At 51.1% G+C, this 25,638-nt stretch carries 20 protein-coding genes; 5 read left to right on the forward strand and 15 right to left on the reverse strand.

Annotated elements, in window-relative coordinates:
* Window positions 1-5: 5 nt before the first annotated feature.
* The 3 genes from MKX42_RS18280 to lysS all read right to left on the reverse strand — a co-directional run bounded on the left by MKX42_RS18280 (window position 6) and on the right by lysS (window position 2,907).
* Entirely contained in the window at window positions 6-440 is a 435-nt protein-coding gene (locus tag MKX42_RS18280) for an NUDIX hydrolase (RefSeq protein ID WP_340753750.1), read from the reverse strand.
* Window positions 441-530: 90 nt separating this feature from the next.
* Window positions 531-1,250, reverse strand: coding sequence for a YebC/PmpR family DNA-binding transcriptional regulator (locus MKX42_RS18285; RefSeq protein WP_340753751.1), 720 nt, complete (start codon window positions 1,248-1,250; stop codon window positions 531-533).
* Window positions 1,251-1,344: 94 nt separating this feature from the next.
* Complete coding sequence (gene lysS / locus MKX42_RS18290) at window positions 1,345-2,907, reverse strand: lysine--tRNA ligase (RefSeq protein ID WP_340753752.1); 1,563 nt, start codon at window positions 2,905-2,907, stop codon at window positions 1,345-1,347.
* A 687-nt stretch (window positions 2,908-3,594) separates the two neighbouring features.
* On the opposite strand from lysS, the gene MKX42_RS18295 reads away from it, so the two are divergent.
* Window positions 3,595-4,827, forward strand: a complete 1,233-nt coding sequence (locus MKX42_RS18295) for a hypothetical protein (RefSeq protein ID WP_340753753.1) — start codon at window positions 3,595-3,597, stop codon at window positions 4,825-4,827.
* Window positions 4,828-4,841: 14 nt separating this feature from the next.
* Here MKX42_RS18295 and MKX42_RS18300 read toward each other — a convergent pair whose 3' ends face one another.
* The 5 genes from MKX42_RS18300 to MKX42_RS18320 form a co-directional block, all read right to left on the reverse strand.
* A complete protein-coding gene (locus tag MKX42_RS18300) occupies window positions 4,842-5,294 on the reverse strand; it encodes a GNAT family N-acetyltransferase (protein WP_340753754.1) in 453 nt (150 codons plus the stop codon).
* A 530-nt stretch (window positions 5,295-5,824) separates the two neighbouring features.
* Window positions 5,825-7,018, reverse strand: a complete 1,194-nt coding sequence (locus MKX42_RS18305) for an IS256 family transposase (protein ID WP_339249823.1) — start codon at window positions 7,016-7,018, stop codon at window positions 5,825-5,827.
* A gap of 128 nt (window positions 7,019-7,146) precedes the next feature.
* Window positions 7,147-8,262 carry a 5-methyltetrahydropteroyltriglutamate--homocysteine S-methyltransferase gene (locus MKX42_RS18310; protein WP_340753755.1) on the reverse strand — a complete coding sequence of 372 codons (1,116 nt, stop codon included), beginning with the start codon at window positions 8,260-8,262 and terminating at the stop codon, window positions 7,147-7,149.
* A gap of 15 nt (window positions 8,263-8,277) precedes the next feature.
* On the reverse strand, window positions 8,278-9,210 hold the full coding sequence (locus MKX42_RS18315) for a LysR family transcriptional regulator (RefSeq protein ID WP_340753756.1): 933 nt from the start codon (window positions 9,208-9,210) through the stop codon (window positions 8,278-8,280).
* Between the two features lie 126 nt (window positions 9,211-9,336).
* Window positions 9,337-10,476 (reverse strand): phosphodiester glycosidase family protein, encoded by a 1,140-nt coding sequence (locus MKX42_RS18320; protein WP_445669330.1) that lies wholly within the window; start codon window positions 10,474-10,476, stop codon window positions 9,337-9,339.
* Between the two features lie 388 nt (window positions 10,477-10,864).
* Here MKX42_RS18320 and MKX42_RS18325 point away from each other — a divergent pair, with 388 nt between their 5' ends.
* The 3 genes from MKX42_RS18325 to MKX42_RS18335 all read left to right on the forward strand — a co-directional run bounded on the left by MKX42_RS18325 (window position 10,865) and on the right by MKX42_RS18335 (window position 12,996).
* Entirely contained in the window at window positions 10,865-11,398 is a 534-nt protein-coding gene (locus MKX42_RS18325; protein ID WP_340753758.1) for a 2'-5' RNA ligase family protein, read from the forward strand.
* A gap of 34 nt (window positions 11,399-11,432) precedes the next feature.
* Window positions 11,433-12,374: a hypothetical protein gene (locus MKX42_RS18330; RefSeq protein WP_340753759.1), complete on the forward strand. Its 942-nt coding sequence runs from the start codon at window positions 11,433-11,435 to the stop codon at window positions 12,372-12,374.
* An 82-nt stretch (window positions 12,375-12,456) separates the two neighbouring features.
* Complete coding sequence (locus MKX42_RS18335) at window positions 12,457-12,996, forward strand: DUF4303 domain-containing protein (RefSeq protein WP_340753760.1); 540 nt, start codon at window positions 12,457-12,459, stop codon at window positions 12,994-12,996.
* A gap of 69 nt (window positions 12,997-13,065) precedes the next feature.
* Here the strand turns inward: MKX42_RS18335 and MKX42_RS18340 are convergent, their stop codons facing one another.
* The 7 genes from MKX42_RS18340 to MKX42_RS18370 form a co-directional block, all read right to left on the reverse strand.
* Complete coding sequence (locus MKX42_RS18340) at window positions 13,066-13,575, reverse strand: GNAT family N-acetyltransferase (RefSeq protein ID WP_340753761.1); 510 nt, start codon at window positions 13,573-13,575, stop codon at window positions 13,066-13,068.
* 108 nt (window positions 13,576-13,683) lie between these two features.
* Window positions 13,684-15,171 (reverse strand): TPM domain-containing protein, encoded by a 1,488-nt coding sequence (locus MKX42_RS18345; RefSeq protein ID WP_340753762.1) that lies wholly within the window; start codon window positions 15,169-15,171, stop codon window positions 13,684-13,686.
* A gap of 129 nt (window positions 15,172-15,300) precedes the next feature.
* Window positions 15,301-16,131, reverse strand: coding sequence for an aldo/keto reductase (locus MKX42_RS18350; protein WP_445669331.1), 831 nt, complete (start codon window positions 16,129-16,131; stop codon window positions 15,301-15,303).
* Between the two features lie 57 nt (window positions 16,132-16,188).
* The gene (locus MKX42_RS18355) at window positions 16,189-20,712 is read right to left on the reverse strand and encodes a hypothetical protein (protein WP_340753763.1); all 4,524 of its coding nucleotides are present in this window, start codon (window positions 20,710-20,712) and stop codon (window positions 16,189-16,191) included.
* A complete protein-coding gene (locus MKX42_RS18360; RefSeq protein ID WP_340753764.1) occupies window positions 20,699-21,457 on the reverse strand; it encodes a DUF6063 family protein in 759 nt (252 codons plus the stop codon). The genes MKX42_RS18355 and MKX42_RS18360 overlap by 14 nt, the downstream gene beginning before the upstream one ends.
* A gap of 12 nt (window positions 21,458-21,469) precedes the next feature.
* On the reverse strand, window positions 21,470-22,975 hold the full coding sequence (locus tag MKX42_RS18365; RefSeq protein ID WP_340753765.1) for a hypothetical protein: 1,506 nt from the start codon (window positions 22,973-22,975) through the stop codon (window positions 21,470-21,472).
* A complete protein-coding gene (locus MKX42_RS18370) occupies window positions 22,972-23,862 on the reverse strand; it encodes a hypothetical protein (RefSeq protein ID WP_340753766.1) in 891 nt (296 codons plus the stop codon). The genes MKX42_RS18365 and MKX42_RS18370 overlap by 4 nt, the downstream gene beginning before the upstream one ends.
* A 191-nt stretch (window positions 23,863-24,053) precedes the next feature.
* On the opposite strand from MKX42_RS18370, the gene tnpC reads away from it, so the two are divergent.
* Window positions 24,054-25,520: an IS66 family transposase gene (gene tnpC / locus MKX42_RS18375; protein WP_340753767.1), complete on the forward strand. Its 1,467-nt coding sequence runs from the start codon at window positions 24,054-24,056 to the stop codon at window positions 25,518-25,520.
* Window positions 25,521-25,638: the final 118 nt, after the last annotated feature.

The raw sequence follows: 25,638 nt of genomic DNA on the forward strand, positions 1-25,638 counted from the left end.
CTAATCTAATTCCATCCGTGAGCGGCATACCAGACGCCGTCCCTGAATGTATTCCAGGCCTCCTGTACGAACGGGATGATATTATCCGGCAACGCATCCACCGGGAACCAGCATACCTCATCGCATTTGTCCGGCTCCATGTTGCGGATCTCTCCCGACCACTGCTCCGCCTTGAAAAAGAAATCCACCCGCTCATCCCCGGAAGTACACAGGTGCATCGTTCCGATCAGGGTAAGATCGGCGGGAGCTATAACCGCACCGCATTCTTCCCGGACCTCACGGATGGCGGCAATATGAAGCGGTTCGCCGCCATCCAGCTTCCCGGCAGGCAGTCCATACTCTCCGTCATGATGTCCCGTATTCGCGCGCCTGAGCAGCAGGACTTGCCCGTCCTGAATCAGAAATACATGGACTACACTGACTAATCGAAAGACTTCCATCTCCAGTTCCTCCTCCCCACTCCCGCTCAAGAAAGAATAAGCGGACAAGCCTGGAAATCGGCTTGCCCGCTCATTCAAGTTACCGCTATTCTATTCTCCCAAATCCACGTTGTGATAAACCTGCTGTACGTCGTCCAAATCTTCAAGCGCGTCGATCAGCTTCTCGAATTGGGCCTGTGCATCTTCAGGAATTGCCACATCATTCTGTGGAAGCAGCGTCAGCTCAGCTACCGTGAATTCGGTAATCCCTGCGCTGCGGAAGGCTTCCTGTACTGCGTGGAACTGGTCCGGTTCGGCGTATACAATGACTGCCTCATCCTCTTCCAGCACATCGCGGACATCCAGGTCTGCTTCGATTAGAAGCTCCATCACTTCATCCGCAGATTTACCTACCACCCCGATGACAGCCGTTGGATCGAACATATATGTAACCGATCCGCTGACACCCATGTTGCCGCCATTCTTGCTGAACGTGGAACGGACCAGCGGAGCCGTGCGGTTGACGTTATTCGTCAGCGCATCGACTACAATCATTGAGCCGCTTGGGCCGAAGCCTTCGTAGCGAAGCTCAACATAGGTCTCATCGCCGCTGCCCTTGGCTTTCTCCAGGGCACGGTCAATAATCGCCTTCGGTACATTGTAGGTCTTGGCACGCTCCAGAACCACCTTAAGCGCCCGGTTGGATTCCGGATCAGGCTCACCCTTCTTGGCAACCACATAGATTTCTACCCCGAACTTGGCGTAGACCTTACTTGTATTAGCATCCTTGGATGCTTTCTTTTCCTTAATATTATTCCATTTACGACCCATATCGTTACCGCTCGCTTTCCAACATTTAATTAAAAACAGTCTTGTATATTATACCTCTCTTCAATCGATCCCGTAAAGGGCCGTCCACACACCTTCACAAATCCAGCAAATTCAGCATCCGCTCTGTCCCCGCCGCCTGAATTAGCCAGGGCAGACGCGGCCCCTCCTCTGTACCAAGCACTAGCTGATAGATGATGGTGAACAGTCTTTTTTGCTGGCTGCGCATCATCTTCTTGTCTTCATGATGACAAATGGCGTAGATTTCGGTCATCCGCTGCGTCTCGTCCAGCTCCCTGCTCCGCAGCAGACTGCACAAGCTCCGCAGCCATCTCAGCTCCACTCCGGTAAGAGAATGATAATACGCATAGTTGGGCGAGGTCTGAATCGTCACCAGCTTGTGCGGCATCCAGTTCCTGATCCAGTATTCCACCCGCTCAACCGTTGTCTGCAGCCTGAGTTCATCTACCTCTTCGCCGTTTCTGTTTAACATCTCCCGGAGCTTGTCCCTGTCGAAGTTGATTAAGGGAAGCAGACTGGCTACCTGGCCGAAGCTAACGTTGCTTCCAGTGCTAACCGGAGAGTCGCTTCGCAGAGACAGCTCCAGCGCACCCGCAAGATCGCCCGTTAATGTGCCTGCATGTGCTCCTGCAGCATATCGTTCGAACTCCGTATAATTGCGCAGCACATCCTCATCCAGCCCGATATGGAAGGCGGCATTGGGCTGGTATTTGGCGAACAGGAACAGAATGTTCTCAGGGGCGTAGACTCGGAGCAGATCATCTGGAGTGTAATTATGACCGGAGGAGCTTGACATTTTAGCGAAGCTGCCTTTAATGCTGATGAATTCATAAGGCTCATACACCGGTGGTGAATACCCGAAAATCTGCTCTGCGATTACCGCAGCCACATTGTAGCTCCCCGTCTCCGACGAATGGTCCCGGCCGCCTGGCTCAAACACCACCTGCTCTTGCTGCCAGCGCATCGGCCAGTCTATTTTCCAGTGTAGCTTGATATTGTCCGCCTGCGGAATATGTACGGTATCGCAATGACCACATCCGCAGCGGTAGGCCACACTCTCCTCCAGATCGTCGAAATACAGAATCGTTGTCGAATCTTTTCCGCACTGCCCGCAATATAAATGGATCGGATAAAAATCCGCCCGCTCATCCGCCGAACTCTCACCGGTCTTGAACGACATCAGGATATCGTAGATCTCACCCCGGCGCCGCAGAGCGTGAAGGATCTGCGGATGATAGCGGCCTGACTGGTATTCCCGGCTCTGATAAATGAACTCCGGCTCAATCTCAAATACCTGGAGCGCCTGCTCGAATTCCGACTCGAAATGTGCCGCATACGAAGCATGACAGCCATACGGACAAGGCACCTTCGAATATGGCAGCCCAATATACTGAGCGAAGCCGGGATCGATATGGGCCGGAACTTTACGAAACCGGTCGAAGTCATCCCACGAGAAAATAAACCGCACCTCCTTCCCCGCCCGCCGCAGCGCCTTCGCCACAAATGCAGTCGTCACCACCTCGCGGAAATTCCCGATATGAACGGACCCGGACGGACTGATCCCGGATGCACATACATACGTCTGAAGCTGCGGATGCTCCGCGATTAACCGGTTTGCAATTTTTTCTGCCCAATGCACAATGAATCACCTCTACTGATAGTATGAATCTTACTTGGAGCCTGCTTGACTGCGCTCGGAGCTGCCCGCCTGTGAACGCAAAAAAGCTCCCGCCCTCAAGATCAATATCTTGAGGACGAGAGCTTGGATAAGCTTCGTGGTACCACCTCTGTTCACGGACAAGTTGCCTCATCCGCCTCTTCGGGTACGGCCATGACGCTTATACCCTATCTCTGTAACGGGAGAACCCGGCATACCATCCTTGGACCCTTGTGCCCAATTCCCTATGCAGCTCGGAGACTTTTTTCAGATCAGGCGCTTCGCTGCTCCCTTTCACCACTCTGGAGCTCTCTGTGAACGCTGCCGCCTGCTTACTCTTCTCTTCATCGCTTGTTGCTGTAAGTTGTTATGTGCAATAATACTGCGGCAGGGAGGGCGGTGTCAATTACTTAGATCAAAATAATCTTGCAGAAACTTATAAAAGCTTGGCCAGCCTATTTCCAATTCTTATTTCATTCTTTTCAAACACATTTGTTTATAAATCCATATTCAATTATCATTTTTAGGTTATCTCAGTATGAATACAAGGTACCCGCCGTTTAAGCTTTCATTAACTAGATCACAAGAATCTAATTACAAGCATTGTCTAATTAAGGATGATATAGTAGATTCATATAGAAAGAGCTTCTACGAAAAGGAAGGGTTTGTTTGAAAAGAATACTAGGGTTACTTGGCTTGATTTTTATACTGATACTATGTAGTTGTGATGACCATGCCAAAAATCAAAAAACACAAGATTTGAAACAAACACTGCCCCCCAATACTACGGTTTCAAATGAAGCCATTTCAATTTATAACATCAACAATACAATAATCGGAAAAATCGAGCGTTATGGAGCGTTAGTGCTAACCGATGACAGTATCATCTACAATAAGATCCCAAAGGGGTCTGTTGACTCAATATCCGAAATGGATTATTATCGCTACATTTTTAAAACAAAAGAAAATATAAAACTAGGTACAGTTAAACATTGGTCATATGAAGCTAAGTATGATACAACTATCATCGATAACTCTTTATACATGTTTGTCACAACTGGTGAGATATCGGATATTACAAGCAGAACACTTCGTCTCTATAAAATAGACTTAAAGAACAATACTATGTCCGTTGTTTTTTCTGAAACAGGCGGATTCCCCTATAACAGTATGACCGCTGTGGGCAACAAATTATTAATGGTTAGAGTAATCGCTGCTGGCGGTTCTGAGTTAGAAGAATATAATTCAGAAACGAAGGAGAGAAAGATTCTTAAGAAATTCGACTTTGATGACAAAGCAAATACAGGTGAAGCCATCCGGCAAATCACATCTGACGAGAATACAATTTCATTATTACGATTAAAAATAGACTCGGATGGTAAATCAAAGTTGTTTCTGGATGTATACGATCATGGTATGAAATTCCAGAATAGCGTTGATGTGTCGACGATTTCACCCAATTCTACGGATGCGACACAGAGTGAATTACGTCAAGGGGTATCTAATTTTGTTGTTACAAACGATTATATCTACTATGCGAATTTTAGTATTACAAGATTTTTAGGAAAAATAAACAATAAATCTCTGCGCCCTATTATAGAGGTTAATCCGGAATTTGAAATGTCTTCAGAATCTGCAAAAAGTGAACTCTCAGGTTTATTTTATCAATCGTTTGGACAAAAAAATGACTTATATCTATTGAGTTACTCAAACGGCACAATTAGAAAAACTACGTTTAATGCTGATGACAAAAGGTATTATATGATTAATATTTCGAGATATCATGACAAGCTCCTAATCACAATGAGATATAAAGACCCCAACACCGGAGAGGAGCTTGAACCTAGATTGTACTATATAAGCATGTCAAATTTGAAATTTTCCGCAGCAACAGTGAGATAGAAGTTAATACCCTATTATTGATTAAGCTCCAAACAACGCACAACCTCACCGTCGCATAACTCTTCACTGACCTTTTGGAATCCAAGCGACTCATACAGCGATCCGGCAATCTGATTGTCAGGTCTATGTCCGATCATTAATCGGGTACACCCTTCATTTCGCATATGCTCGATTAACTGTCCCATTGCTTGTCTGGCATAACCCTTTCCTTGATGATGCTCATCGATCATAAGGGCGGGTATCCAGCAGTTACCGTCCTCATCGGGAGTTGTGACAAAGACAATAAATCCTACCACTACAGCTCCTGAATAAATAGCCAGTAGTTCAAACTCCTGCACGAAATTTGCTTCAGCAATCCAATTAATCACCGGAGCAGGAAAAACGCTTTGTTGTTCTGGCTTTACTTTCAGCAATGTGCAATCATACCAGTTCTCGGCCGATACAGGCAGTAGTTCAATAACCATCATATTCCCTCCAAAGATATAGCCTCATTTTTGAATCCGCTCTCAACATTATACTGTAGAGGCAATCCCTACGATGGGTACAGAATGGTTAAAGAAGAAGACTACAATTGCAAGCACACAGAATACCCCCACCCTCCTTAGCAAACAAATGGAATAACGTATCTTATTTCCCTCGTTTCTAATATTTTCAGGTAAACAAGTGGAAAAACAGCAACTACTGGATCGGGATATACCGCTATGGCGGAATATGCGAGAATTTAAGTGTTGTTTATCCAACTGCTGCCCTGACAAAGTCTGTTCCTTCATCAGGAGGTGGAGAAAATCCACCTATTCTCCGTCCGCAGCCTAGCACTCCGCGCAAAAAGGGGGATTGCCCCAGGCACTCCCCCCATTTCGCTCCAAATCAATCCGAATTCAGGTAGCGTCAAGAAGTTTGTGTAAAAGAGTAGAAGTGCCTCCCCCGGGTTACGGGTTGGGATGTAGTGTTTCTGGGGGGAGGGGGAACCCCGACTCCCAGAAACTGGATTTATCTGCTACGCCTCTTCCGGTGTGGGCAAAGAGGGGTAGCGTGTTTCGAATAGCTCTTTTAGCTTCTTTTTAACGGCATCCACTCCAAAGCCTTGGGCGACCCGCCCTGCATGACGTTCATTGTATTCCAGCATCTCCAGGTACACGATTTTCTCTGCGGCATCCATGTTTGTCAGACTGTTCATCGGTTTCAGACGCTTGCGGATTTCCTTGTTCATCCGCTCGATGGGGTTCGACGTGTAGATCGCTTTACGGATCGACAGCGGATAGTTGTAGAACGTCAGGAGTGTGGATAACTGTTCCTCCCAGGACCTCATTTCCTTCGGATACAGCTTGTTCCACTTCGCTTTGACCGTATCAAAGTTAGCCCGGGCTACCACTTCATCCGGTGCTGTATATACGGTTTTCAACGCCTCCATGACATCGGTTTTGTGCTCCACCCGAATTTTATGAAACGTGGCCCGCACTTTGTGCACTACGCAATGCTGTACATCCGCCTGAGGATAGGTCTCTTTAAACGCCGCATCCAGTCCCGGTAGCCCGTCAAACACACCCAGCAGGACTTCCTGCGCTCCGCGGTCGTACAGGTCTTTGAGTACCTCCCGCCAGCCATTCGAACTCTCTTGGCCACCCACGTAGAACCCGAGAATTTGACGCTGTCCCTCCTCGTCAATTCCCATCGCAAAGTAGACCACTTCACCACGAACCGTGCCCCGTTTCAGCTTCACGTACAGCCCATCTAAATAGATCACAGAATACCGTTTGCTCAGTGGCCGCTTTTGCCACTGGTGGATATCGTCCAGCACTGTAGCCGTAATATTGCTGACCGTGGTTGGGGAGTAGTGGCTACCAAACATACTTTCAATGAACCGGGCCACATCCCGCGTACCCATGCCCGATTTATACATTTGGATGACGGCCTCTTCTAACCATCCGTCCCGCCGCTGGTACGGCTCAAACAACTGCGTCTGGAAAAGGCTTTGGCGGTCCCGGGGCACCTGAAGATCCTCGATATGGCCATATTTCGTGTGTAAGTCTCGCGTATAGTAGCCATTGCGACTATTGCTGGCGCCGGCTTCTTCACTCTCCATAAACCCCTGGATTTCGGCGCGCAACAGGCGTTCCATGTTGTCTTTCACAAAATCTTTAACAAGTTTTTCAAATAGATTATTCAGCGAACTTTCGGGTAAAATATTCATTGGTAGGGTTCCTCCTTGGTGGTTTCGCAATCCCGAGGATACCCTACTTTTTTGGTGCCTGACTAGGCTCCAAATCTTGGTACACAACTTACTTTACGCCATCCGAATTCATCCCAATTCATCCAACGCTACACCCAAACCTCATTCGCCGTCTCAATCACCAGCCGCAGCTTATCCCACTGCTCTTCCTCCGTCAAAATATTGCCTTCCTCCGAAGAGGCGAAGCCGCATTGTGTGCTAAGACACAGTTTGTTGATGTCTACGTACTGTGCAGCTTCTTCGATACGCGCGATGAGTTGCTCCTTGCTCTCCAGGCCGCCGTGCTTGGTTGTCACCAGTCCCAGCACAACGAATTGGTCCTTAATGAAGCGCAGTGGCTCGAAGTCGCCGGAGCGTTCATTGTCGTATTCGAGGAAGAACGCGTCCACGTTCGTATTCGAGAACAGCTCCTCGGCGACCGGCCCGTACCCTCCGGCAGCGAACCAGGTGGAGCGGAGATTGCCCCGGCATACATGCAGGGCAATAGTCATGTCCGCCGGGCGGCCGGCAATGCTCTCGTTGATCAGCCGGACGTAGTCTCGAGCAAGCTGATCCGGGTTAACGCCCCTGCTGCGCAGATGAGCACGATGTCTGCCGCTGCACAGCGTCCCCCAGGTCGTATCGTCCAGCTGCAGATAACGGCAACCGGCATCATAGAACGCCTGAATCGCCGTCCGGTACACCTGGATGATATCACCGTAGAGCGTTTCGGTATCCGAATACACCTCGTTGCCATTGTAATCCTGCACGAAATGGAACAAAGAGGGTGAAGGAATCGTCATTTTGGCCAACGTCTCTCCGGCCATTTGCTGCAAGGTGCGGAATTCTTCGACCATAGGATGGACTCCGAAGGCGATTTTACCGGTAATTCGGAAGCTCTCCGCCCGGTTCGTCTGCTCCTTGGAAGCACCGGGAGGGCCAAGCGTAATCTTGCCTGTACCTTCAATCCCCAGGAAGAAATCCAGATGCCACCAGGAGCGGCGGAATTCACCATCGGTCACAGCCTTCAGCCCGAGTGCCTTCTCCTGCTCCAGCAGTTTACGAATCTCCACATTCTCAATTTCCTGCAACTGTCCCGCGGTTAGCTCACCTTCCGCATGCAGGCTGCGCGCATTCTTGATCTCCTCTGTACGCAGGAAGCTCCCGACAATGTCGTAGCGGAAGGGCGGTGCGTTTCTTGTCGATCCGATCACTGGACTGCTCATACTTCCCTCCTGCTCTTATAGTAAGAAAGATTCAAGCTCAAAAACATTACCTGACACCAGATCATTCAGAATATCAATATATGTAGACATAATCTCACTCGGTTTGCGGTCCTTGTGGGCGATCCAGCCGACAGAGAACACTTCCTTGCTGTCAAAAGGAATCGTAATCAGCCCCGCATCATCCAGCTCAGAGGCCATAATCCCAGTCCCTACGGTATACGAATCACTGCCGAGCAGCAAATGAGTCAGCGTGGCCCGGTCGGTCACCTTAATATTCTTCTCAATCTGTGTGAAGCTAAGCATCTCCTCTGAAAAATGCAGCGAATTGTTATCCCCCTGCTCAAAAGTAATGTAAGGATACGGATGAATGTCCTCCGCCGTGATCCACTCTTTTGCAGCCAATACATGCCCTGCCCGCACATAGACATGCGGATTCGTATTGAACAGCGGAGTGAACTTCAGGTTCCCGTCACTGAACAGCTTGTTCATGATCTTGTAATTGCTCTCGTTGATATACAGAATCCCAATGTCGCTGCGCAGGGTACGCACATCCTCGATGATCTCATAGGTCTGCTTCTCTCTCAGGCTGAAATTGTATTCCTGCACCTTGCTCTCCTTCATCAGCTTCACAAAAGCATCCGTAACAAACGCATAATGCTGTGTAGATACCGAGAAATAGATCGGGCTGCGCTTTTTGCCGGTATAGCGGTTCTCCATGAATTCGGTCTGCTCAATAATCTGCCGGGCATAGCCCAGGAATTCCATGCCTTCGGCCGAGATGCTGATCCCCCGGTTATTCCGTTCAAAAATCGTGATGCCAAGCTCGTTCTCCAGCTCCTTGATAGCATTCGAGAGGCTGGGCTGCGACACAAATAGCCGTTTGGCCGCTTCATTCATAGAGCCGCTGTTCGCAATCTCAATCGCGTAGCGGAGCTGCTGCAAAGTCAAACCTTTTCCCCCTCTGATCAAGGACTTCACCAACAGGTTCAGCAAAATAAGAATTTACTTGTTATCCTAGCACACCTGCCGCGTCTGATCTACTATAGATTATTGAAGCAGGCGGCCTAGCGGATGTTACTGGCTGCGCTTCTTGCCTGCGTCGATTTTGGCCGGGTCCAGCCCTTCCCAGATATTCTTGATCTTCGCGTTCTCAGGGTCATCGAATACCAGGAATGCCGTTGGCAAATAACGCTCCCCATACTGCGAAGAGGGCTTGTTGACAATCTCATTGTCTTTCACCAGCACTGTCGAAGATCCCCCGTCCAGATTGGCCGCGATGACCGCTCCATGCTTCAGCATAATCTGCTGCACATCATACAGGTTCGCCCCGATGCTGTAGCCCGGCTGCCGCCCGTCAATGACTACGAAGATGAGCGCACCGTCTGCCCGTTGGCCCATAGCGGTTCTTGGCGCGATGCCCCAGCCTTCGGCGGCATTCTTAATCTGACCTTTACCGTTCACAATAATCCGCGGCTGAAAAGTCACCGCCTCCTGCACTCCCATTTTGCTGAGCTGATCCAGAGTGTAGTTACCGGCGACCATTTTGCCTTCTTTATCGATGCCGACAATCTGCGTGGATTTCTTGCCGCCCAGTCCATTGTAGAATAGCTTTCCTTGCGAAATCACCAGCCCGATCGGCTTGAAGCCATTGCCCTTCCAGTTCGGATCGGCGAAGCCGCCGCCGTTCACCCCGGCGATAGCCCCCGTCCGTGCCACCATGCTGGATACCTTCTCCCCGGAGCCGATTTTGCCCGGCACACCCAGCCGCACCTTTTTGGGGTCGTTCACAATCATGACATAGCCGCTGTAGCCGCTGCCCGTGACTTCTTCAATCTGGACGAGCGGTGTATGTTCAGCTTCCTTTACAGGCTCAGGCTTGATCTCATGGGTATCAACCTCGTCGCCCATCTCCTCGAAGCGCTTGGTATAATCGCTGACGCGGTGCTTCAGTTCCTCTTCGCCGATAATATATTTGGCCCAGTGCCGGTGTTGAGTCGTAATCAGCGTATCTGCGATCAGGAAGCGCGTATTCTTGGCCGACGGTGCGAAATAGAGCCAGCCTCCGGCTGCTATAATCAGAATGAAACAGACCATGAACACCCTGAAGAGTGTGCGGAAGAAACCTCTTTTCTTGCGCTTGCGCGCCGGCTTCTTCTTCTTGCGGACAGTTGAACGTTGTGGTAAAGAGCTCACTTCTGAAATCCTCCCTAACATACTGATAATGGTTAAGTCTACAAACTCACAACTTCCATGATAGACGAAATCTCTGATTTAAAAGTTTCAGTTTGTTTAACTCTGTCCAAAAACTGTAAACTATATATATTGAACTATGTTTTTATGTTTTGGATTAGCCGTGACTCCAGAGAAGTTTTGGACTTCCGGCCGCTGCCCTTCTACAGATTTCATGATTTTATACCGTTATTAGCGGATGAAATCCGTAGACAGGCGGTCGCTACCGCTCCTCCAGTTCCAAAATTCCCCTCCGCCACTTTTCCTTCAACTTAAATTTTCAGTTCAATTTATATAGTTAAGTTACGACTAAATTATGGTAGATTAAAGTTATATCCTAAGCATAAGGATACAAAGGAAAAGAGGAGCTTGAATGCAGTATTTCATAGGCATTGTGCCGCCACAGAAATTTACCGTAAAAATGATCCAGTTTCAGAACCGCTGGCCCAATAACCGCTTGCAAGAGGTAGTTGAGCCTCATATCACTGTGAAAGCTCAGGGCGGATTATATCCGGACTTGGAGTGGTTGCAGCATGTGAAGAAGGTGTGTTCCTCATATCCGCCGTTTGAGTTATCTTTGTCTGCTCCGATATGTATAGGTGATTCCGTCATAGGTTTAGGTGTTCGTTCGCAGCATTTATCAGAATTACATATTAGACTTGTAAGGGCCGTTTCCCCGTCACCAGAGCTTATCGCCCGTTATTTTGAGCTGGATAGCTACCTCCCTCATCTAACATTGGGGCAGACCAGATGGGGTTTGAACGGCGCTGAATTAACAGAGATGAAAGCGCTCGCAAGAACAGAATTAACACCATTTCCTATCTGGACAGTAACGCATCTGCGGGTGTATACAGAAATTCAGCCTGATAAGTATGTGCTGTATGAGGATATCGCTCTTCTTGGTTAGAATCTTAATGCCTGAAACATAGGAGGACACCAGCATGAAACAGCAATTCATCACAGCCTTGGAGCAGAACAATCGGGAGTTGATACGGCAAATACCCAAAGGCGATCTGCACAACCATATCACCCGGGGAGGCAACAAACGTTACATCACAGCTTGGTGCGATACGGCTATACCGGAATGTCCAACATTTAAGGATCTTGGGGAGATGAACTTGTGGAATGCCCGCTATATCAAGCCTTTGCTGACCGGACGAATCGGGTATGAGAAGCGGATTGAGGCTGCTTTTGTCCAAGCGAAGACCGACGGTGTTCAATTGCTGCATATGAGTGTGACGATGGGAGAAGAAGAGTGGTTTGACGGCTCTATAGCAACACTGATCCATACCATTCAGGGCATCCACCAGCGGGTTGCGCCGCAGATTCTTTTTGTGCCGGAGCTTGCCTTTCTTACTCATACACCAATCCAAGAAACCATTGAGAGGCTCGAACAATATCTGGAGTATAACTACTTTAGATCGCTCGATATTTTTGGCGATGAGTCTGCTGTTCCGGGGTTTAAGCAGGTGTTCCGCATGGCGAAGCAACAAGGACTAATTCTCAAAGCACATGTTGGGGAGTTTGGTACATCTGATCTGGTAAAACAAGCGGTGGAGGAACTGGAGCTGGATCAGGTTCAGCATGGCATTGCAGCCGCACAATCTCCAGAGACGATGAAGTGGCTTGCCGACCATCATATCCAGCTTAACATCTGCCCCACCAGCAATATTCTGCTCTCCCGGGTGGCTGATTATGGGTCACATCCCATCCGCAAGCTCTATGATTATGGCGTCACAGTCACGGTGAATACGGATGATATGATTATTTTTGACCAGAGTGTATCGGACGAGTTCGTTAATCTGTACCGGGCCGGATTGTTCAGTGTGGAGGAGTTGAATACAATCAGGGAGAATGCGCTGACAGAGGCAAACCGGAGATAAAGACAGCTGCTTGCATTCCTATACGTAACGCCACTATTCTATAAGTGAAGTCATACTAAATCGTAATATAAGGAGGTTTATAATGAACGCTTTTCTAACTGAATTTGAACAACGGATTCGCGAGGGCTTTGTGGCTGACCTTGAAGCTATTTTAGAGGAAGTAGCACATGAGAAGGTATATGTCTGTGCAGTCGGTACAGATAGCGACTTTGTCACTCTGTTCCTTGCGGTCAATACAGAGCAATCCCTTGCCAGACATATTGCCGATATGACAAGTGAAGGCTTATGTGATGATGCTGAAACAGAGCTTTATTACAAATGGGGAATTTCCGAATTTCAATATGGTGAGCATTCGCATTTCAATCATATCAGCCGTTTTTTATATGCTGAGGATAATGTATACCAATATAAAGATGAAATGGTCAAAATCATTGCTAAGGTTGTTAATGAAACCAAGGACGATTTATTCACAAAATATAATCAAACCAAAGAGGACATTACCTTCTTTGTATCCATGACCGACGATGAGCTGGCTGAGGAATTAGAAAATGAATCGGTGTCGCTTATGACAAATCCTGAATTAGTTTCTGAATTTTTGTCACGCTATGATGCTGAAATCTAAAGAAACCTAATAGCGGCAGCCCGGACATTAATATCCCTGACTGCCGCTATAGTAATGGTAATTCGTGCTCTACCTTGATTTTGTCAAGTATAGAGTAAGCTCATCATCCACCCGCACCTGACTTCCAGGAACAGCGGGCAGGTTGTCATACATGAGTCCCCGGCCATCCGGAATGTAGCCGCGTTTGGTGTACAGCCTTTGGGCCGTACCGTAGCTGGCATACAGTCCAAACCCAATGCCAATCGTATCGAATGTAGCGAACACTTCTGCTTCGAGAGCTTCCATCAGCACATTCCCTATGCCGCGTTTTCGTAAGGTAGAGATCACATCGAGATTCTGAATCTCTGGAATATGATTCTCTGCAAAATAAGGATAGTGTGAGGTATACACGATATGTCCCCAGCCTGCAAACTCATTCTCATGGAAGGCTAATAGCGTAAGCCGATTATTCTCAACGTTCTCCTGCCAACAATGTGCAATATACTCTACGGGTTTGCTGACATCATGCGGGGCCAGCCCCTCATGTATTAATGTAATGTCCTCGGACTTCATCCGGCGGACAAGTGTAGATTTACTCATCAGATCATTCATTCCTTTCCAGTTGGACTGTGCTTTTGAAAAAAAGCCGTGCATCCCTGCACGGCTTCACGCTAACTCTAGCACAGCTTAGCGGCTGAGCGACCCGGATTAACCGTGTCTGCCTACACCGCCACCGCTGCTTGCACTGCCGCCTCCGCCAGAGTTGCTATCATCGTCGTCATCGTTGGAGGAATACCGGCCGGCTCCACCACCGCCCGAGTATCCGCCACCGCCACGATTCCGGTCATCATCGTCATCGTCACGCGAGGAATACCGCCCTGCTCCCCCTCCGCTCGAAGAACCGCCGCCCCCGGAGTTACTGCCCCAGAAGCTGCTGGAGCTGGATGAGCTGCTCCCCGAGGAGGAGTGATGGTGCGGCCGCCGGTATCTTCTTCTCTGGCTGTAGCCATAACCGGGCTGGCCGGTCCAGACGCCGTAGCGCCGGATATTGCGCGGGTTATGCGGATTTATCCGTATCCCGTAGCGGGCAACATAACGGTTGCGTGCGCTGGCTGCAAGACTGATTAGCGCTACAAGGATCAGGAAGATTCCGACAATCGCCATCCCCTTGGATCTGGAGACAGGCACCAGCTTCACAGGTTCCTTCGCTGCCACAGGCGCTTTGCTGACGGTAGAGGCTGCTGCGGATGTAGAGTTGCCTGCGGCTTGTCCCGAAGCAGCATCTGCCCGGGCCAGGAAGAAACTGTAGAAGGCATTCGCCGTCCCCGCCACGCCGCCAGCGTAATCTTTTGCCGCGAATTTAGGCTCCAGCACCTTATTCAGAATCCCGCTGATCCGCTCATTCGTCAGCACTCTATCGATCGATTTGCCCTGTAGCACATGATAGTTATCTCCGCCGATATCCAGTACCAGCATCACATCTCTGGGTCCGGCAGCAACCCCGGCGAATTTCGCATAGGTGTAATCCTGCAGGCTCTTGCCGCCAGTATTCTTAACGGTTACCACATAGATTCCGCTCCCGGTAGTAGCCGAGTAACGGTTGCTGGACTGGTTGAGATAATCCTTGGTAACTTGCGGGAGAATTCCGGCATTGTCCGAGACATAGCTGCGGGTGCCAAGTGTTTCCGAGTAGCTTCCGCCGAGCTTCTGAATGAAGGAGCCATAGGTTTTATGGGCACCGGCGCTATACTTCTTGGCAGCGAAGTCCGGCTCCAGTGATGCCGAGAGAATCTTCGAGATTACACCACTGTTCAGTTCATTCTCCAGTCCCTTGCCGGGAACCGCCCAGTAATCATCGTCCTTAATGGAGAGCAGCAGCAGAAGTCCATTATTCTTGTCCGCTGAGCCGACTCCCCATGAATTGAACAGCGAGGTCGCATATTTCTCCATAGATACACCGTTCGTCGAATCCACGGTGACCAGTACCACCTGGGCTCCGGTCTTCTGATGCAGCTTCACCCCGTAATTGACCATATAATTCTCGGTTTTCTCATCAATTACGCCTGCAAAGTCATTCACATAGAATGATTCTGAATGTTTCGGAACAGCAGCCTCCGCCCGCCCGGGTGCCAGCGGCAGCAGAAGCACAATCATCAGGATGGCGGTAAGTGCTGCTTGTATACTTTTACGATTCATAGTTACCCCTCCGGCTTCTCAAATCTCTTCTATTACTATATCGGTTACGCACAGGATGGACTTATAGTTCCATCTCTCTTATGTGTATGTCCGAATCTAGCAAATATTCGAAAGAGACTGCCGGGCCCTTTACTCGTTGTTGAACCGGTCTGGATGAGAGCCAAAGCGCTGATCGCGGTTCAAGCCGTTGATCCGGCTGATCTCCTCTTCAGACAGCTCGAAGTCAAAAATATCGGCATTCGCAATGATCCGCTCTTCCTTAACGGACTTCGGAATCGTCACAATTCTGTTTTGCAGATCCCAGCGCAGGATGACCTGCGGCAGCGTTTTGTTATGATGGGCTGCAATATCGGCCAGCACCTCGTTATCCAGCAGATGCCCTTGGGCCAACGGGGCCCAGGCTTCAATCTGAATGCCCTGTGCCTTGCAATACTCACGGAGCTCTTGCTGGTTAAGCAGAGGATGCAGCTCCACCTGGTTGACCATCGGCTTCACGTTGGCATCTGCCAGCAGATCCTCCAGATGATCGATCTGGAAGTTGGACACCCCGATGGCGCGGACTTTGCCGTCTGTATACAGCTTCTCCAGAGCGCGCCAGGTGTCTTTGTATTTGGCCCGGATCGGCCAGTGTACCAGATACAGATCGGCATAATCCAGTCCCAGCTTGCTTAAGCTCTGGTCAAATGCGGCCAGTGTAGAATCATAGCCCTGCTCTGTATTCCATACCTTGGTGGTGATGAACAGCTCCTCACGCGCAACTCCCGATTCACGGATAGCCTGCCCGACCCCTTCTTCATTTCCATACACGGATGCGGTATCGATACTCCGGTAACCGGCCTTGATGGCTGCTTTGACCGAATCAATAACCTCCTGGCCCTCTTGCACCTTGAAGACGCCCAGCCCGAACCATGGCATTTCTACACCGTTAGCCAATTTCGTTGTTGACTTTAGATTCATCATAATCACACTACCACCTATCTCTATGATTTGTAGGGTTACCAAGTGATGCTTCTATTTCTAGAATAATGAAGCAGGGATCAGCTTACGCCCGCCTTTGATCAGGGTCGAATCCAGGGCATCCCCTTTATCTCCGCCAAAATACAGCTGCCAGTACACGCCGAAGCGGATGCTGACATCATTCTTGACCAGCTCCGGCGGCGTGACGATCAGCCACTGGAACTTCAGCGCCTTCGAGATCTCGAAGACCGGATCAAGCACGTTATTCGAGACCATCTCTCCGAACGGGTTATCATACAGGAAGACCGTCCAGCCTTTGTTTTCCCGGTTAACTCGCTTGTGGGTCATAATCATCATCGCCACCAGCAGCTGAACAGACTGGCGCTGTCCGCCGCTGCCTACCGCCTCATCCAGCGCGCCGCGGTTGATGACCTCCCAATCGGAATAATGATAGTCTTCGGGAGCGGCATACAGGAAGTAATTCTCCGTCACCGGCTTATACACCTGCAACACCGGGAACCGGTTCTGTAGTGCCGCATAGACCAGCCGACCGTCGCTGATCAGCTCTCTGACGGCCGGAGCCGGAACCTGCTCCATCTTCGGGAACCGCTCCAGCAGGCTGCTAATACAGTGGTTGAAATACTCTCTGACCAATGGTTCGATGTCATCTGCTGTCCGCGGAACGTTAATATTCTTGTAATTCAGCTTAACCAGCGGGAACGCATGTCCGTTCTCATTATGAATGATCATCCGGCGTTCCATACGTTTAAGGATATCTACAATCTGAACGACACGCAAGCAGGCGCGGCCTACCCATACCTTGCGGGACAGCTCCATCTCTTCCTTGTCGCTGCGGATGCTCTCAATCTGATCACGCGAGCTCTGAAGCATGGAATCCAGTACCTGCAAGGCGATAGCGAAATCATCCCAGTGAACATTGTTCAGGCGTTCCTGAATTTTGGTCTCAAGCTCCGCGTTCCAGCCGGACTTGGCCACCTTACCGCTTAGCTCAGTCTTCTCTTCCTTCACCTTGCGGGAGATCTCTGCCCGCTGGCTGCGGCTGGTCTTGCTGCGCTGCAGCCAATCCTCCACCAGCGTCTCGCAGCCCTCCCGCACACTCAGCTGCAATTCTTCCGGCACGTCCCGGAGCGGTACACGGTTCTCGACATGGGTATCCATGATCCTGCTCTGATTGCCGAGAATGAGCAGCCATTGATCCATGGAAGCCAGTGCCTGCTTACAGGTATTCAGCAGATGCTCATTCTCCCGGACCCGCAGACTGATCTCTTCCTCCTTCTGTTCCAGCGGCTCATGCCACAGCTCTACCGCCCGCTCATGCTTCTCCTTGATCGCCTTCTCAGACTTGTCCAGCTCCTTGCGCAGGCTGTCAAGCTCGGTCTGGCAGCGGATGAAGGAGTCACGGAGTTGTTGATAGTCCTCGTCCAGAATCATCGTGTCGCTCTTCTGACGGACTCTGGCAGACTGAAGCATATCCGGTGACTCCTGCGGCTCAGGGGCAGAAGGCCATCCGGCATCTACCTGCTGCACAGCAGCTTCCAGCTCAGCCAGCTGTTCTCTGGCTGCCTTGATCTGGGCTGTTCTTGTGCGGATCTCCAGCTCATTCTGGCTTAGTGACTGCTGAAGACTCTCGGCCGTACTGAGCAGCTGCAGCAGCTTGTCCTGTACCGTCTCATTTAGCACTTCATCGGCAGCAGCTTCCTCTGCCTTAACATCCGCCTCAGCATCAGCACCCTGAACCTTAGCACCCGCAGATTCACCGGGGAACTCTATGTCCGGGAACCAGTTCTGCAGCCGTGGGAATACGGAATAACGGGCATCCCCGATCCATTTCTCGCGCTGTAAGGCGAGGCTGTCCATCTCCGCCTTCAGCCGGGCGAGCTGCTGGTCCTTCACTGCAATCTCTTTGTTGAGATTATTCTTCTGTTCAACAGACTTGTGCTTGTCTGTACAGTTGCGCTCGTGCGTCTGGCTCCGCTCACTCCACTCCCGCAGCGCCGCCGCCCGGGCCTCCTGCCCGGACTTATCCGCTTCGCAGGCTGACAGGTCTCTGGTAATTCCATCCAGAACCTCCTCATAGCGTGCCTGTTCTGCTTTCATTTCATTCAGCTGGCTGTGAAGCTCCTGCAGCAGGGTCTCCGCACTCTTCTGTCTGCTCCGCAGAGTTGAAGTATGTTCGCCCTGATGCAGACGTTCATATTCCTGCCGGGCGGATCTCAGCTTGGCAAGATACGCTTCCTCTGCCTGAAGCTCCTCCTCCTGCTCACGGAGTCTGGAGGCCATCCCCCGCTTCCACTCCTGGAAATGATCCGGCTGCAAGACCATTTGCGGCCCTTGATGCGCCAGCAGCAGAAAGGCGTCTGTACCGCCCTCCGCCATCTCCTCGCGCACAAAGATTGGAACCGGAGCCTTAAGCAGAAGCTCCTTAAGCAGCTCCGGCTGGAGCTTAGCCGCTTCGCGCTTCGTGACAATCAGGCCGTAAGGAAGCAGCGGATGGCGTTCCAGCTCCTCCTCCCGGACCAGATAAGGCTGATCGTTCAGATACATAGTACCCGTCATGGAACTTATCTTGAGAGCATCCAGGCTATCCTTCACCGTTACAATATCATGGTTAGGCAGCCAGTAGGCTTCCTGCTGCAGCTCAACATCCAGCAGTTGCTGATAATAATCCCGCCGCAGCCGCTTCGTCTGCTGCTCGGTATCCTCCAGCCTGCGGATGAACCGCTCCTGGATTAGAGGCTTCGCTTCGAATAGAGCTGTCGCGCCTAAGAGCTGATGCTCCTCGTACATCTCCAGCAGCACTACGAGCTGTGACCAGAGCTGGGACTCCTTGTTCATCTGGGCTTCGATTCGCCCGGTTAGCTCCTCTGCCTGGGCCTCGGCCCCAAGCAGCTTCTCGGACAGCCGGGTATGCTGCGTATGCAGGAGCAGCTTCTGGTCCTCAGCGGTCTTGCGCTGTTCGTTCAAGGTCTCAATCCGCTCAGTCAGCCCTCTGGCTGCAAGCAGCGCACGCTGAAGGGCGGCTCCCGGAGAGTGGGCAGCTTCCTGCCCGTGTCGGGAAGCGAACACACCCAGATCCTCTGTATACTGACGGATCATGGCTGTTAATTCCTGCAGCTTCCCGTCCAGCCTGCCAAGCTCCAGCAGCAATTCCTCCCTGCCCTTGCGCAGAATCTGCTCTTCCGCTGTATGTGACTGCTGCTGCCCGCTGTAGAAGAGACTCTTCGTCTGCCATAGCCGGTATACCTGCTTCCACTGTACCCGCAGCTCCTGCTTGGCGCCCTGAATCACCTCTTGGCGCTCCTTCATTGCAAGCGACCCTTCGATGGCTTCAATCTCCTTCTGCCACTGCTCCATCTGACGGAGCTGCAGCTTGCGCCGGGCCAGATAATGGGCGACCTCCAGCGACTTCTCTCTCTGCTTCGATTCTTCCAGACGCTGCTTGGCCCGTGCCTGATTGTCCGAGACTGCTCTGAAGTGTTCCTGTTTGCCGTCATGCTCTTCCTTCAGCCGCAGGTACTTCAGATTATCGCTCTCGAATCTGAGCGTCTTCGCTTCCAGATAATGTCCGGCCTGTTCATCCGCCACTTTGCGGCGCTTGTCTTCCGCCTGCTTCAGTTCATCATGAATAACAGTATAGAGCTGCGCGCCTAGTCGCTCGGTCTCCCGGAAGCTGAGGTCCGCCTCCATTCCGAGTTTCACTGCTTCATATAGAGGAGTTGCAAGGGAAGTGAATTCGGCAAAAGCCCGCTCCCTCTGCTCCAGTATCGGCAACCGCTGCGCAACCGTAGCGGTATCCACGAACATCCGCTGAAGCGAGCCTTCATCCTCGCGCTGGCTCCCTCCCAGACTGGAACCAATCTCCGGGATAATCAACCGCTCGAAGAGATTATGATTGGTGAAGGCGTCATTTTTCTGGAAATAGCCTTTGATGCCGCCCTCTTCCCCGTTGATTCTGCGCATATTGCGCCATTCATCGAAATGGATATCATGGTCAGCCAGGTAGGCATAGTATTTCTTCTGATCAGAACTGTGGCTACCATAGACGGTGATCTCATTACGCCGCTCCCGGACAAACTGCTGAATGGCTTCGAAGCTGGCGGGGCTGTTTAGCTCATGATCATATAAGGGCAGGGTGGAGAGTGTAAGCTCAGCCGTCTCCTCATATTTCAGCAGCGCGTACAGTATATAATCGACTTTGATTTCAAGCTGGTCCATAGAATGCTGGGCCGTCATCGCGATCCCGGTGGTGATATACTCCACCCGCTCCTTATCGTCAAGCCGCCATTCGATGGCTACGTGGAAGGTGTAGGGCTTCAACTGTTTTTTGTGATTATGAAAAAAAGCTTCGACTTGGTTCTCATTATTCTTGCCCCAGGCCGTCTTCGGCATCAGCAATTGGAAAATCGACTGCAGCAGCACGCCCTTCCCCCCGCCGTTCATCAGAGTAATCAGGGTATTCGCCGGGCCTTCTTCATTACACAGATCGAGGATCATATCCTCATATTTCTTCAGCATCTTCTCGTATTTCAGTCCGGCGATGCGGATTCGCTCAATACGCGGCATGGGCTTCCCCCTCCTGTTCGCTGAGTGTCCGGCCAACCAGAGCCTTCAGCTCTTTGTACCGGTCCACATCGTGGTAGAGATAACGCATCCGTTCGTACAGCTCTTCCCTTGGGAAAATCCGCTTCTCATTCTCGGAAATGAACACCAGATGCTCCTCCTCCAGTAGCTTCATTCCTTCGTGGATGAGGCCAATCCGTGAGCCTGCGCCACGGGACAGCGAATCGCCCTCCTCCTGGCTGCGGGTCTGCATATAGAGGCTGGTCCATACTCTGTGCATGGCCTGGATATCCAGCCGCCACTGCTTGCTGAAGCTGCCGTCTTCATCCATGCCAATCCACGCCTGGAACAGCTCGGATACCTGATCCGACAACTGAATATAGGACATGCTGTCCTGTCCCGGCTTGAAGTGCTGCTCATCCTGATCTATCTCCGCCAGGAAGACGAGGATAATAACGTTAATGATATGTAGATGCGTCTTGCGCTCAATCCGTGAATACTTATTACGCAGCTGCGTAAAGTTGCTGGCGAACCCGGAGCCGATCGGACTCACGAGCAGGTGCAGGCGGTGACCTGAATTCATAATCCGGCAGCCGGCTTCTTTGGCTACATATTGCAGGGCATCATAAGCGGCGGTATCCTGCAGACATTCGGCGGCAGCGGGATCATCCAGCGGAATCACCTTGCGCCGAAGCAGGTCGAAGAACAGCCGGGAAGCCTGCTGAACTTGCTCTAAGGAATAACTCATATCCGAATCATCTCACTTCTCTACTATAATAATGGTATAAGGGCTGATCTCAAGGCCGGGGAAGCGGATACTGCCCTGCTGCTGTGCAGAGATGGTGGTCCGCAGCCTTGCGCCGCGCAGCACCGCAAGCTCCGGGTGGTCCAGCATCAGCCGCTGAAGCAGCTTCTGGCACTCGTCCGCGACGCCATGGCCTTCCGCTTCCTGCTCCTCGACAGTAATTACGGTATGGAAAAATTGCACCCACAAATCCACGGCATCCGGGCAATCCGCCCAGCGCCGCTGCTCCTGCTCCGTGAACACCTCCGCAGTGAAGGTGAAGCTGCCTTGCGCAGCCACTCCGGCTATAACCGGCAGCCACAGCTCACATACCTCGGTCCAGGGAATACCTCTAGGAAGATAATGGTAATCCTCGTCCTCTCCAGCTTCCTCCGGTGCATCCGGCGTATCCTCCGGCAGGAAGCCGACTTCCTGCTCTTCCCAGGCCCAGGCCAGCGGATAGATGAAATCCTGGCTTGGCGAGAAAAGCCCGCTGATCAGCGTCTCCAGGCTATCCCCATCCCGTAGTCCTTCCGGCTTCACCCATTCTTCCCACACATGAGTGCGGAAGTTGAAGCCTGCTGCTCCCCAGAATAATTCCGGGAAGTTCAGCCGCAGATTCGTCTCTGCTTCGAAGATGCTCAACACGACCTCAGCCAGCTCGTCATGCACCCGCCGGGACAGCTCCACCCGCTCGGAGAGCTGACGAAGCTCATTGAAATCAATGACATCCTTCTCATCATTGACCAGCCGGGCCAGTGAGCGGTGGATATTATCGAAATGCTTTCGTTCCTCGTCAAATTGCTGGTGGATTTCCTCCAGCCGCTCATGCCGCTGGGTGCCATATTCGCTGAAGATATGCTTCGGATTACGGCGCAACGCATTACGGTACTCCTGCTGCTGTTGGGTCATTTTGCGCACGCGGGAGATCAGCTCATTCACATCCTGCATCGCCCGGGTAACCCGTCCATGCTTGATATGCATCTGAATCTCCAGCAGCTTGATGCTGACCTGGAACTCATCGATAATCTCATGGCTCATGAAGATCAGCTCCATCGCATACTCAGAGAGCCGGTAGATGGTCGTCCCGTTCTCTTCCCAGCTGATACGCGTAGCATCCTCGTCCACAGTGAAATATTTGTATTTCTGGACCCCGATCTGGCGGGTGTGGTCATCGTAATAATGGGCCTCGAAATCCCCGCCGCTGCCGCTCCACAGCAGTCCGTCTACCAAACGTTCGACCGATTCCGGGCTGCCCGACTTGGCTATGCCGAAGCGCTCCAGCGAGCTCCAGGCCAGATCCACCAGATCCTCCCTCGCCCGCTGTTCATTCGATTCCAGCTCCAGATAATAGACCTGCAGCAGCACACTAAGCGCAATCATTTCCTTATATGGCTGCAGCTCACCCAGATTCATGCCTGCGCCCAGACTCCATAAGGGATTCAGCCGCTTGTTCCGTTCTCCGAAATCATTCCAGTTCATGCTCTTGCCAACCTCGCCATCACTTCGTAATTTAAGACTTCCTGCGGAATTCTCTTGTTCTCCGTAAGCAGGGAATTCATACACAGCAGCAGTTCGGGAATAGCAGAGAACTCCTGACGCACCCGCTCCAGATAAGCCGGAGGACAATCCGTTTGTTCTTTCGCATAATCGTACGAACGCGTGGCGCTGCTGAGCATGGAACGATACACTGGCATTGCCAGCTTCATATTCAGCTCTGGATAGCTGAGCTTCAGATTGCCGTAGATCTCCCAGCCCTTCTTGTCCATATCCCCCACATAGAATAGCTTTGCTTCAAGCAGGTCTATCCCACGTTCCTCCAGATAAGACAGACTGCTGATAATCTTCCAGCCTTCCCCGTAGATCAACATGTCCGGCTGCAAGCCGCATACTGCCGTACCTTTCACCATTAATCTTTTGGCAGACTGATAGAAGGAATGGTTCTCTGAAATAAGGATACAAAGTATAGGTCTATCCGGCACCAGGTGTGCCTCGAAATCTTCACGTACAATCTCGGCTCGGAGCAGCTCTAGGTTCATGCCCAGCCTGGACAGAAATTGCTTGCCCTCCGGTCCTGCCAGATATTTCTCCTGATCAAAAAGCTCCAGCGAGCGCTCCTCCCGGGTAATCGTCTCCCTGTCCTCTGCTGTTCGCAAAAATTCGTATATCCGTTCTATGTACTTCCACGTGTCCGCCGTCTGGAATTCAGGATGATTCCTGTAGTAATCCAGATTCAGACCTTTCGCGCCGATAACCCGCATCATGGCCGTCTCGCTCCATCTAGCCTGAGATGAAGCAGGTACAGTCAGCCAATAGGCTTCTTCCAGATGGGTAGAGCTATACTTTGTCTTCTTTATAATAGGGGTCAAATATCCCTCTGTTATCAGTCCTTCAATTCCTCTAACAAACGCTGAGACTCCTCCTTCTTGATAATAGTCAGTATTATAGTTACTACTTAGGTATCCATGAAAAAATATCTGCCATGTTCCACGTTCCGAAAAGGAGTTTTACTCTCCCTTGTCGAAAGAAAAAAAGACAAAACCCGGGAGGTGAATGAGGTATGGATGTTAGCCCACAGCAAGTCCTTCAGATCAGTAAAGGGGATCCTGAAATTGCAGGCTTCATCCAGATGCTCCTCGAACAGAATCAGCGCCTTCAACAAATCGTTGACGCACAGGCGAAAGAGATTCAAACGCTGAAAAAACGCGTGCATGAGTTGGAACGGCAACTCCAGCAGAAGAGTCATAACAGCAGCAAACCTCCATCCAGTGACGGGCTTCGCAAGCCTCCCAATCTGCGGACTCCTGGCGGTCCCAAAGGCGCACCGAAAGGCCATCCGGGGACGACGCTCCATGTTATCGACAATCCGGATGAAGTCGTGGTCTGCGAATTAACCACCTGCCCGGACTGTTTAGGCTCGCTCGCAGATGCCCCTTGTGTGGGGGAAGAACGGCGTCAAGAATTCGACCTTCCCGTGTCCCGCATCTGGACCACCGAGTTTCGTGCCGAGCAGCGCTATTGCGCTTGCTGCCAAAAAGTCCAGCGTGCAGCCTTCCCGTCCCACATCACTGCTCCGGCCCAATATGGCCCCCGGATGGCGGCGTGGACGGTGTATTTGCATGCCTTTCACTTTCTTCCGCTTCAGCGGATGGCTCAGCTCTTCGAGGACTGGACCACGTATCGGCCCAGCGAAGGTACCTTGCTTTCCTTTTTAGAGACCGCCCATGACCGGTTCGCTCCCATCGAAGAGCATATCCGTACCCAGTTGCATCAGAAAGTCAAAGTCCATGCGGATGAAACCGGGTGCCGGGTCGGCGGACGGACTCAGTGGATGCATGTCATGTCCGACGAAACGTATACCTTGCTCCAGCTGCACGCCAAACGGGGAGCGCCTGCGATGAAGGACATCGGTTTTTTACCTACTTATACAGGGACCGTCGTCCATGACTGCATGAAAGGATATTTTAATGAGAATCATAGCTATTCCCATGCCTTGTGTAATGCCCATTTGCTCCGGGAATGCATCGGGATCGCCGAGCATGACGGACATGAGTGGGCGAAGCAGATGAAGGATCTGCTGACGGAGGGCTGGACCCAGGCGCTGCGTTCCCGTCAAGCAGGGGTTCCTTTGGAGACGGAGGTCATTCAATCGTTTTGCAAACGGTACGACGCGATTCTCCAAACGGGCGAAGGTGAATGGTCGAAAGACTGGGTACGGGCCAAAACGTGTAAAAAAGGACGGGCCATTAAGAGCAGGGCCGGCAACTTGGGAGAACGCTTTTTGGTGTACAAAGAAGCGATTCTCAAGTTTCTTTGGTGTCCCGAAATTCCCTTTGATAACAACCAAGCCGAACGTGATCTCCGAATGGTCAAGGTCAAGCAAAAAGTCTCCGGTTCGTTTCGTACAGAAGCCGCGGCGCAATGGTTTGCCCGCTTACGGAGCGTCGTCTCCACCTACATTAAACAACAACTCCCTGTCCTTGCCTCGCTATCTCTTGCCTTTTCTGGTAACCCTGTTTTGAAGTGACCTAAGTAGTAACGTATTATAAGCAAAAGATTTCGTAACTGCTTCTTCAAGCTTCTTAAGCTTGATTATGCTTCTGGCTGTGTGAGAATTTCTGAACTTCCCTTCCAACACTTGCTTA

Origin of the sequence: Paenibacillus sp. FSL R7-0204 (assembly GCF_038002225.1) — a bacterium.
GTDB lineage: Bacteria > Bacillota > Bacilli > Paenibacillales > Paenibacillaceae > Paenibacillus_AQ.